Consider the following 9021-nt stretch of genomic DNA (forward strand, 5'->3'; position numbering starts at 1 on the left):
GAGGAATCCGCCGATGATGTTCCGCCTGATCGCCCCCGCCCTGATCGCGCTGGCCGCCTGCTCGACCGCCGTCCAGGCCGCCACCTACGAGATGTTCCGCGATCCCAATTGCGGCTGCTGCGAAATGTGGGCGGACCATGTCCGCGCCGAAAACGAGACCGACGTAGCCGAGGTGACCACGCAGGACATCGCGGCGGTCAAGACGGCCAATGGCGTGCCTCAGGACCTGTGGAGCTGCCACACGATGATCGTCGATGGCTACGTGATCGAAGGTCACGTCCCCGCCGCCGATATCGCCCGCCTGCTGGCCGAACGTCCCGCGGGCGTGAAGGGCCTGGCCGTGCCGGGAATGCCGCTCGGTTCGCCGGGAATGGACATGGGCGATCGCAAGCAGGCCTACCAGGTCATCGCGTTCGGCGATAATGGACGCTCGGTCTTCGCAAGCTATCCGGGAACATGACCGGGCTCGACACCTATTCCATCGTCGGCTTCGTCGGGATGGCCTGCATCATCGGGGCCTATGCCTTTCTGACCCAGAGCAAGGCGGCGAACCCGTTCATCCTCCACGGAACCAACTTGGTCGGCGCCGCGCTGCTGACGGTCAGCCTGCTGGTCCACACCAACTGGCCCAGCCTCGTGCTCGAAGGCTTCTGGGCGGCGATCGCGATCTGGGGGCTGGCGAAAGCGATATGCGAGCGCCGCAAGCAAGGGATTGCGCAGCAATGATCATCGCTGTCGACGGCCCCACCGCCAGCGGAAAAGGCACCATCGCCAGCGCCATCGCGCGTCATTTCGGCCTGCCGCATCTCGATACCGGGCTGCTCTACCGCGCCGTCGGACGGCAGGTGCAGCTTGCCGGAGGCGATCCCGATAATGCCGAGCACGCGCTTGCCGGGGCAAGCTTTCCCGATAGCCTGCTCGACGATCCCGAACTGCGCAGCGAGGACATCGGCGGGTTCGCCAGCCGGGTCTCGGTGCACCACGATGTCCGTACGGCCCTGCTCGACCGGCAACGGCTCTTCGCGCAAGCAGAATGCGGCGCAGTGCTCGACGGGCGCGATATCGGCACCGTCATCTGCCCCGATGCGGACGTGAAGCTGTTCGTCACCGCATCTCTCGACGCGCGGACCGAGCGGCGCTTTGCCGAAATGCAGGGCCAGGGTCGCGACATGACGCGCAACGAGGTTTACGCCCAGATCGAGCGGCGCGATGCGCGCGACATGGGCCGCAAGGACGCCCCGCTCAAGCCTGCGTCCGATGCGTTCATTCTCGATACCACCTCGCTCGACAAGCAGGCCTCGATAGAAGCCGCGATCGCAGCGGTGGAAGACGTGCGCGGGCAGCGCGGCTGAGCAGTCAGGCGGCGGCGCGCTTGCCCGCGCCGGTGCCTCCGGGCAGCTTCACCTCGGGCAGTGCCCTGAAACCGGGGCGCGCCAACAGGTAGCCCTGGATGTAACGAATCCCCAGCAGGCCGAGCGTGTTGAGCTCTTCGACGGTCTCGATCCCCTCGGCAATGACGGTAATGCCGAGCCTCTGGGCGATCCGGACGATGCCCTCCACGATCACCCGCTTGCGCTCCGAGCCGTCGATTCCGCGGATCAGTTCCATGTCGAGCTTGAAGTAGTCGGTCTCGATCCGGGCGAGCAGCCCCAGACCGGCATAGCCTGCGCCGAAATCGTCCAGCGCCGTGCCGAAGCCCATTTTGCGGTAGTTTTCGACGATCACCGCGACGTGCTCGGGATCGGCCATGTGCTCGTTTTCGGTGAATTCGAAGATCAGGCGCTCGGTCGGGAAGCCCACCTCGCGCGCGGTTTGCAGGGTGAGCTGGATGCAGGCGAGCGGCGAATAGACCGCATTGGGGAGGAAATTGATCGAGAGCCGCGCCTGAGTGCCGAGAATGCCTGCCGCAACAGCGCCCTTGATGGCGGCGACCCGGCACTGCTGATCGAAAGCATAGCGATTTTCGTCGGTTACCCCCGCCAGAACCTCGGATGCAGGCTCGCCGTTTTCGCCCCGGACGAGCGCCTCGTATGCAAACACCTCCCCGGTCTCGAGATCCACGATCGGCTGGAATGCCATTGCGATGCTGAACTCGTGCTCCGGCGCACGACATCCCTGGCATCCGGTTTTTGTCTGATTTGCCCTGTCCACGATGCGACTAATGCAACAAAACCACTAAGGTATTCTAAACCATACGTTTCGAAATGCGCCGGTTCATTTCAGACGAGCCGTGCGGGCCGCAGTCGACGTCTGGCCAAAAAGGTCGAGAGGCAGGAGACCGGCCCGGCGAGTACTGCGCCCTCGAAACGCGCTTTTGCTTGCATTTTTGCGCCATCGCGCGTACCCGCGCCCCCGTTCTCGCATTCTCATGGATTCGACGGACCCGCGCGGTGGCATGCGGCCTCGCGTGGCAGACGGCCCTCTTGCCCCGTTAGCCTTCGCAATGGTGCGTCGGAGACGGGTAAAGACCCCGGACAACCGGTGGCCGGTAGCAAATGTGAATTAGGAACCCGATACCTTATGGCAACTGCAGCCAACCCCACGCGCGACGATTTCGAAGCGCTTCTCAACGAACAGCTCGGCGATGCCGACGACGGAGGCTTTGAAGGCCGCGTCGTCAAGGGCACCGTCACCGCGATCGAAAACGGCATGGCCATGATCGATGTCGGCCTGAAGAGCGAAGGCCGCGTCGACCTGCGCGAATTCATGCGCAACGAAGACGAGCACGGCCTCGAAGTCGGCAGCGAAGTCGAAGTCTTCGTCGACCGCGTCGAAAACGCCGATGGCGAAGCGATGCTCAGCCGCGACCGCGCCCGCCGCGAAGCCGCGTGGGATCGCCTCGAAAGCGAATTCGGCGAAGGCAAGCGCGTCGAAGGCCGCATCTTCGGCCGCGTCAAGGGCGGCTTCACCGTCGACCTCGACGGCGCCGTGGCCTTCCTTCCCGGCAGCCAGGTCGACATCCGCCCCGTGCGCGACGTCACCCCGCTGATGGATCAGCCGCAGCCCTTCCAGATCCTCAAGATGGATCGCCGCCGGGGCAACATCGTCGTCTCGCGCCGCGCCGTGCTCGAAGAAACGCGCGCCGAACAGCGCAGCGAACTCATCAACGATCTGGCCGAAGGCCAGGTGGTCGACGGTGTGGTCAAGAACATCACCGATTACGGCGCCTTCGTGGACCTGGGCGGCATCGACGGCCTGCTCCACGTCACCGACATGAGCTACAAGCGGGTCAACCACCCCAGCGAAGTGATCGAGATCGGCCAGACCGTGACCGTCCAGATCATCCGCATCAATGCCGAGACGCAGCGCATCAGCCTCGGCATGAAGCAGCTCGAAAGCGATCCGTGGGATGGCGTCGCAGCCAAGTACCCGGTCGGCATGAAGCTGACGGGCCAGGTGACCAACATCACCGAATACGGCGCCTTCGTCGAAGTCGAGCCGGGCATCGAGGGCCTGGTCCACGTCTCCGAAATGAGCTGGACCAAGAAGAACGTCCACCCGGGCAAGATCGTTTCGACCTCGCAGGAAGTCGAAGTGATGGTGCTGGAAGTCGATTCCGAAAAGCGCCGCATCTCGCTCGGCCTCAAGCAGGCCCAGCGCAACCCGTGGGAAGAGTTCGCCGAAGCGCACCCCGTGGGCAGCGAAGTCGAAGGCGAAGTCAAGAACGCCACCGAATTCGGCCTGTTCATCGGCCTTCCGGGCGACGTCGACGGCATGGTCCACATGTCCGACATCGCGTGGGGCATCTCGGGCGAAGACGCGCTGGCGCTTCACCGCAAGGGTGAAGAGGTCAAGGCGATCGTTCTCGACGTCGATATCGACAAGGAACGCATCAGCCTGGGCATGAAGCAGCTCGAAAAGGGTGCGCCGACCGAAGCCGCCGCCGGTGGTTCGCTGCGTCGCGGCGAGACTGTCACCGTCACCGTCCTCGAAGTCCGCGATGGCGGCCTCGAAGTCCAGGTTGGCGAAGACGGCGCGACCGGCTTCATCAAGCGTTCGGACCTCGGTCGCGACCGCGACGAGCAGCGTCCGGATCGCTTCCAGGCCGGCCAGAAGATCGACGCGCTCGTCACCGGTTTCGACCGCAGCAAGAAGCCGACCTTCTCGATCAAGGCGTACCAGATCGCCGAAGAGAAGGAGGCGGTTGCCCAGTTCGGTTCGGCCGACAGCGGCGCCTCCCTCGGCGACATCCTGGGCGAAGCGCTCAAGAAAAAGGAAGACTAAGCTCTTCCCTCCCGCTTCCGGGACATCGAAAGGCCCGCTTGCGTTCGCGCAGGCGGGCCTTTTCGTTTGAGCCGCCCTTGCTTTTGGCCGCCAACGGGACGCGTTCGGGGACGCCTGCCGAAGACGTATGATAGTGTACGCACGCTCTTGCCGCGAAGAGGGTCGAGCGGGCTTGTTTCCCTTGAGCGGGTCTCATAGCGTCGCGCCCATGATCGACTGCCGCCAGCTTGTCATCGCACCGGTCCTGATGGCCGGCTTCCTGTTCACCGCCGCATGCTCCGACGCCGCCCCAGAGGCCGACAGCGTCGAGCCGGTGCCAGAGGAAACTCGCGCTCCGCTGGAATTCGTCGCCCGGTACAAGGCGTTTCTCTACGAGCCGGACCACGCCGGCCCATCGGGCGAACAGCTGACCGAGGCATGGCAGGTGCTGCGCGAGGATCGCGCCAATTATCACGCCCGCGACGTGCGCCAGGCTGACGACGAGTCCGATCCGGTGTTCGCCAGCGCCGCCAACCGCGAACGGATCGAGGAGATGGTGGCGAAGGGCAACCTGACCGCAGAATCGGCGCGAAAGATCGTGGAACGCAATGTGCTGGTGGCCGTCGATATCTACGAACGCGATGGCGAACCCGCGCGGCTAGACGTCTCGGTCTATTGACCTTCCGGAAGAGGCCCATGCTCCAGATCCACCAGTTCCCCTGCCTGTCCGACAATTACGGCTTTCTCCTCCACGATCCCGACAGCGGGGAAACCGCCGCGATCGACACTCCCGACGGGGGGGAATACCTGAAGCAGGCCGAGGCCAAGGGCTGGACGATCACCCAGATCTGGAACACCCATTGGCACCCTGACCATGCGGGCGGGAACGAGGCCATCGTGGAGGCGACGGGGGCCAAGACGATAGCTCCGCAGGAGGTGGACCGCATCGCGACGATCGACCGCGTGGTGGCGCATGGCGACAAGGTGACGCTGGGGCAGCATACCGCGCGGGTGATCGACGTATCGGGCCACACCAACGGCCATATCGCTTTCCACCTTGCCGATGACGGCATCGCCTTCGTCGGCGACAGCGTCTTCGCGCTCGGCTGCGGGCGCATGTTCGAAGGCGAGCCGCCGCAGTTCTGGGACAGCCTCGAGCGGATCAAGGCATTGCCGCCCGAGACCACCCTCTATTGCGCGCACGAATATACGCAGGCGAACGCCAAATTCGCGCTTCATGCCGATCCCGAGAACGACGCGCTGCAGGCCTATGCGCGAGAGATCGAGGCGGCCCGCGCGAAGAACGAGCCGACGGTGCCCACGGTACTGTCGCGCGAGCTCGAGACCAATCCCTTCCTGCGGGCTGACGCGCCCGACATGCAGGCGCGCTGGGGCGGTGAGAACCCGGCGGATACCTTCGCCAAATTGCGCGCGGCCAAGGACGATTTCTGACGCCCGCAGCGCCTGCTAGAGCGCGCGGTGGAAGAACTGGTTGAAGTCGCTGCGTACATAGTCGCCGAAGGCCTCGCCTTCGCGAAAGCCGCGCGACCGATAGAAGGCGATCGCGGCATCGAACCCCGCCCCACTGCCGGTTTCCAGCGAAAGTCGCTTCATGCCGAGATCGCGCGCACGCTCGATGATCGTCCCGAGGATGGCATCGGCGATGCCCTGACGGACATGATCGGGATGCGTGCGCATCGACTTGATCTCGCCCTGGTCGGGCGAGAGCTTTCGCAGGGCGCCCACCCCTGCGATGCGATCCTCCCGCCACGCGGACCAGACTTCGACATCGGGTTGCCGAAGCCCGTCGAGACCCAGCGCGAATATCGCGTCGGGCGGCGAATGCTCGTGCATGCCGCGCAGGTGCAGTTCGATCAGGGAACGGCTGGCTTCGCCCGTCAGGTCATCGCAGCGTACGACAACCCGGCCGGGCGACACAGGGTCAGATACCCGCGATCAGATCGTCCGCCAGCTTGCGGTCGGTCTCTGCGTCGAGGTTCTCGCCAATCAGCTTGCGGCTGGCTTGGGCTGCCGCCGCTGCGGCCTTGGCGCGCACGTCTGCGATCGCATCGCGCTCGGCGGCGGCGATCTTGTCCTGCGCCATGCGCTTGCGGCGTTCGACCAGCGCCTTGCTCTCGGCTTCGGCGTTGGTGAGGATCGATTCCGCCTCGGCCTTCGCGTTTTCGAGCATTGCCTCGGCATTGTTTTCGGCGTTGGCGATCTTGGCCGCGTATTCGTCGCGCAGCGTCTCCGCCTCGGCGCGAAGCCGCTTGGCCTCGTCGAGCTCTTCGCGAATCGCGGCGATGCGATCGTCGAGACCCTTGCCGATCGTCTTGTGGACCTTGCCCACGAAGATCGCGATCAGCACCAGGATGAGCATCGCGACCGATACCCACTGGTACGATTCGAGCCAGAACAGCGTCGGCTCTTCGTAGGAACCGTGGCTGTCCTCGACCTCGATCACGCCTTCGGAATAGGTGCCGGCGGCGGCAGTCGCGAGGCTTGCGATATCAGCCATGAGCCAGGCTCTCCTTCACTGCCGCGTTGGCGGCGGGCTTGGTCACCTTGATCCCGGCAAGCTGCGCGACGATGTCCTGCGCGGCTTCGGTGGCGACCGCTTCGATCTCGGTCAGGGCGCTATCGCGCGCCTCGGCGATGCGGGCGTCCGCCTCTTCGAGCTTCTTGTCGAGCCGCTTCTGAGCGGCGGACATCTTCTTCTCGGACTTGGCGGCCGCCTCGGCCTTGGCTTCCGAGATCAGGGCCTGTGCCCGCGCGCGATTTTCATTCTCGCGCACGCGCCATGCCTCTTCTTCCTTGTCCGCCTGGTCGCGCGCAGACTGCGCCGCCGAAATATCGTCGGCGATCTGCTTGCTGCGCTTGTCCATCGTGTCCATCACCCGCGGCACCATGCCACGGCCGACGACGAAGAAGGTGATGCCGAAGAACACCAGCAGCCAGAAGATCTGGCTGGAGTAGGTCTCGGCGAGTTGATCGATCTGGGGCATGGTTTCCTGCGCGTATCCGCCGGGGAATTCAGGGTGATCCGGGCCTTGCCCCGGGCGGGGCAAGGCACACGGATCGAATGCGTCAGCCGACGATCAGAAGGATCGCGATGACGAAGGCCAGCAGGCCGAGAAGTTCCGAACCGGCGAAGCCGATGAACAGGCGGCCCTGCTGGCCGTCGGCGGCACCGGGGTTGCGCAGCGCGCCGTCGAGGAACGAGGCGAAGACGTTGCCCACGCCGAGCGCGGCGAGACCGCACCCGATTGCAGCGAGACCGGCTCCGAGCAGCTTTGCGGCTTCAGCGTCCATTTCAAATACTCCTTGGTAAAATCAGATCGAGATAAGATCGGTTGGGTGTGAGTGACAAGCGGTAGTGATCAGTGCAAGTGTTCGGCGTCGTTGATATACAGCGCCGTCAGCAGCGCGAACACATAGGCCTGGATGCCCGCGACGAGAATTTCGAGCGCCGAGATCGCGATCATCATCACGATGCTCGGGATGCTGACGATCAGGCCGGTGCCGATGCCGCCGAGCCCGCCGCTGATGACGAAGCCCGCGAACACTTTCAGCAGGATGTGCCCCGCCATCATCGCCACGAACAGCCGCAGCGCGAGGCTGAAGGGGCGCACCATGAACGAGATGAACTCGATCGGCGCGATGATCGGCAGCATGAAAATCGGCGTTCCGTGCGGCACGAAGAGGGTGAAGAACTTGAGACCGTGCTTCCAGAAGCCGACCGCGAGCACGATCGAGAAGCTCATGATCGCAAGCACGCCGGTGACCGAGAAGTGGCTGGTAAAGGTAAAGGGGTGCACATTCACCAGGCCCATCGGCATCAGGCCCAGCAGGTTGCCGAACAGGATGAAGATGAACAGCGTGAAGATATAGGGGATGTACTTGCGCCCCTCTTTCCCGATGCTCGACTGGACGAGGTTGTCGATGAAGCCGGTGAGGCTTTCGACCGCGACCTGCCAGCGGCCGGGGATAAGCTGCTGCTTGGTGCCCATCTGCACGAACGCGATCACCAGGATGGTGGTGATCATCATCCACAGCGCGCTGTTCGTGAACGCGATGTTGACGCCGTTCATATCCCAGTTTGCCCACGAACCGATCGGTTCGATGGTGAACTGGTGCATCGGATCGACTTTGCCTTCTTCGGCGGCCACCTGAAATTCCCGTTCGCTCTATCGGGCCGCGTTTGCGGCCCATCCAAGTTCAGCCTTCGTCTGAAGGCGGGCTTTGCGTTCCGGCCATGCGGAAGATGTTCCTGAAGGCCACGCCTATTCCTGCGAACAGGCCGACCAACAGACCCCAGGGCCAGGTCCCGGCCAGCGTATCCACGCCGAAACCGATCACCGAGCCACCGATAAGCCCACCCAGGAGGTCCGCCAGCACGCGGTTGCCACTGCGATAATCCGCATCGGCCTTCCGCTTGCTTTCCGATCCGCTACGCTTCTCCTCTCGCTCGCGTGCGGCTTTCAGCCGCGCCTCGAGCGCGTCGATCCGCGCATCCTCGGGTATGGGCTCTCGTGCGGACTTGTCGTCGCTCATGCCAAAGGCTCTCTTACTTACGCGTGAGAATCAAAGCGGCATGAGCAGGACCTGCCCGCCGAGGGCGCCGCCGCCTTAGAAAAGGGCTTTTGGCAAGTCAACCAGAGCCATCGGCCCGACGCGGTCATGCGTAGGCGTTGTTCCACCAGCTTGCGCGCGCCGCGCGGGGAAGGCAAGGCTTGTCGTCCTATCGCGAGGGGGAAGGCGCGTGACGCAAGAGGGGGACGATCTGTTCGGCACCGGCGAGGGAAGCTGCGCCGGAGA

The 9021-nt window shown here is 64.3% G+C and carries 13 protein-coding genes; 6 read left to right on the forward strand and 7 right to left on the reverse strand.

The window, feature by feature from the left end; all coding sequences use genetic code 11:
• Positions 1–13 precede the first annotated feature (13 nt).
• From DL238_RS13960 to DL238_RS13970, 3 genes are read left to right on the forward strand one after another with little or no spacing between them, the layout of a single operon-like run.
• On the forward strand, positions 14–460 hold the full coding sequence (locus tag DL238_RS13960; protein WP_115493065.1) for a DUF411 domain-containing protein: 447 nt from the start codon (positions 14–16) through the stop codon (positions 458–460).
• Complete coding sequence (locus DL238_RS13965; protein WP_115493066.1) at positions 457–726, forward strand: CBU_0592 family membrane protein; 270 nt, start codon at positions 457–459, stop codon at positions 724–726. Before DL238_RS13960 ends, DL238_RS13965 begins: the two co-directional genes overlap by 4 nt.
• Positions 723–1352: a (d)CMP kinase gene (locus DL238_RS13970; RefSeq protein WP_115493067.1), complete on the forward strand. Its 630-nt coding sequence runs from the start codon at positions 723–725 to the stop codon at positions 1350–1352. Before DL238_RS13965 ends, DL238_RS13970 begins: the two co-directional genes overlap by 4 nt.
• Positions 1353–1356: 4 nt before the next feature.
• Here DL238_RS13970 and DL238_RS13975 read toward each other — a convergent pair whose 3' ends face one another.
• On the reverse strand, positions 1357–2079 hold the full coding sequence (locus DL238_RS13975) for an EAL domain-containing protein (RefSeq protein WP_115493068.1): 723 nt from the start codon (positions 2077–2079) through the stop codon (positions 1357–1359).
• A gap of 441 nt (positions 2080–2520) precedes the next feature.
• Here DL238_RS13975 and rpsA point away from each other — a divergent pair, with 441 nt between their 5' ends.
• The 3 genes from rpsA (at position 2521) to gloB (ending at position 5655) form a co-directional block, all read left to right on the forward strand.
• Positions 2521–4224, forward strand: coding sequence for a 30S ribosomal protein S1 (gene rpsA / locus DL238_RS13980; protein ID WP_115493069.1), 1704 nt, complete (start codon positions 2521–2523; stop codon positions 4222–4224).
• Between the two features lie 208 nt (positions 4225–4432).
• The gene (locus DL238_RS13985) at positions 4433–4882 is read left to right on the forward strand and encodes a hypothetical protein (RefSeq protein ID WP_234031118.1); all 450 of its coding nucleotides are present in this window, start codon (positions 4433–4435) and stop codon (positions 4880–4882) included.
• Between the two features lie 17 nt (positions 4883–4899).
• The gene (gene gloB / locus DL238_RS13990) at positions 4900–5655 is read left to right on the forward strand and encodes a hydroxyacylglutathione hydrolase (RefSeq protein WP_115493070.1); all 756 of its coding nucleotides are present in this window, start codon (positions 4900–4902) and stop codon (positions 5653–5655) included.
• A gap of 15 nt (positions 5656–5670) precedes the next feature.
• Here the strand turns inward: gloB and DL238_RS13995 are convergent, their stop codons facing one another.
• The 6 genes from DL238_RS13995 to DL238_RS14020 form a co-directional block, all read right to left on the reverse strand.
• Positions 5671–6141: a GNAT family N-acetyltransferase gene (locus DL238_RS13995; protein ID WP_234031119.1), complete on the reverse strand. Its 471-nt coding sequence runs from the start codon at positions 6139–6141 to the stop codon at positions 5671–5673.
• Positions 6142–6145: 4 nt separating this feature from the next.
• On the reverse strand, positions 6146–6721 hold the full coding sequence (locus DL238_RS14000; protein WP_115493071.1) for a F0F1 ATP synthase subunit B family protein: 576 nt from the start codon (positions 6719–6721) through the stop codon (positions 6146–6148).
• On the reverse strand, positions 6714–7208 hold the full coding sequence (locus DL238_RS14005; RefSeq protein WP_115493072.1) for a F0F1 ATP synthase subunit B family protein: 495 nt from the start codon (positions 7206–7208) through the stop codon (positions 6714–6716). The genes DL238_RS14000 and DL238_RS14005 overlap by 8 nt, the downstream gene beginning before the upstream one ends.
• Positions 7209–7290: 82 nt before the next feature.
• Positions 7291–7515: a F0F1 ATP synthase subunit C gene (locus DL238_RS14010; RefSeq protein ID WP_115493073.1), complete on the reverse strand. Its 225-nt coding sequence runs from the start codon at positions 7513–7515 to the stop codon at positions 7291–7293.
• Between the two features lie 68 nt (positions 7516–7583).
• Complete coding sequence (locus DL238_RS14015) at positions 7584–8342, reverse strand: F0F1 ATP synthase subunit A (RefSeq protein ID WP_115493383.1); 759 nt, start codon at positions 8340–8342, stop codon at positions 7584–7586.
• A 79-nt stretch (positions 8343–8421) separates the two neighbouring features.
• On the reverse strand, positions 8422–8757 hold the full coding sequence (locus DL238_RS14020) for an AtpZ/AtpI family protein (protein ID WP_115493074.1): 336 nt from the start codon (positions 8755–8757) through the stop codon (positions 8422–8424).
• Positions 8758–9021: the final 264 nt, after the last annotated feature.

Source organism: Alteriqipengyuania lutimaris (assembly GCF_003363135.1).
Taxonomy (GTDB): domain Bacteria; phylum Pseudomonadota; class Alphaproteobacteria; order Sphingomonadales; family Sphingomonadaceae; genus Alteriqipengyuania; species Alteriqipengyuania lutimaris.